This is a genomic window from Caloramator australicus RC3 (assembly GCF_000297115.1).
Lineage (GTDB): Bacteria > Bacillota > Clostridia > Clostridiales > Caloramatoraceae > Caloramator > Caloramator australicus.
The window spans coordinates 1-674 of the sequence record NZ_CAKP01000058.1 but is presented as its reverse complement, the minus strand read 5'-3'; the positions used below and the strand labels follow the sequence as shown (position 1 = coordinate 674).

Annotated in this window: 1 protein-coding gene; it reads right to left on the bottom strand. The window is 30.9% G+C overall.

All coding sequences use genetic code 11. The features are described from left to right. Window positions 1-119 precede the first annotated feature (119 nt). Window positions 120-506, bottom strand: coding sequence for an FAD-dependent oxidoreductase (locus CAAU_RS05225; RefSeq protein WP_242822564.1), 387 nt, complete (start codon window positions 504-506; stop codon window positions 120-122). Window positions 507-674 lie beyond the last annotated feature (168 nt).

Sequence of the window (674 nt, the reverse complement as noted above, 5' to 3'; positions counted from 1 at the left end):
TAGGCATTCCCGGTAGTTCTCCAATATAGGGTAAACCATCACCAGTTATTCCAAATATGCCATTAAACTTATATTCTATTTCTATATCCTTTATTTCTGGGAACATATTCTTAAGTTTATTAAATAACTTTTTTATATTTTTCCTCTGCCACCCTTTCATCCTTAAGATCAGCCATCTTGCTATGCTCACCGCCAATTTCTATATCTTCTCCACCCATCATAATTCTATTATCTTTAGTTGTTCTAAAATATGTATAGTAATCTTCTGTATCTCTTATTATACATCTTTCAAACCATCCGTTAAATTCTTTAATGGGTTTTGTAACAAGTGTAAAGCTTCTTGTCAACTTAACTCTATAGGGTTTAGGTAAGTATTTTCTTCCTTCGTATCCAGCTGAAATTATGTACTTTTTTTGTGTAATAGTAAAACCGTTAGATGTTGTTAGAATAACCTCATCGCCTTTAAACTCCATTTTACTAATATAAGTATTCTCATAAACCTTTATGCCGCGATTAAAAGCCTTTCTAATAAGATAATGTGTTAATAGGTAAGGATTTATCTCACACTTAAATCCAATCTTTTCGAGAATCTTCTTTTATCATTTCGGCAATCATTTCGTAAGTGCTATTTCCTGTTCCTATTTCTTGTTTGAATAATTATTGTTTCTCCTTTT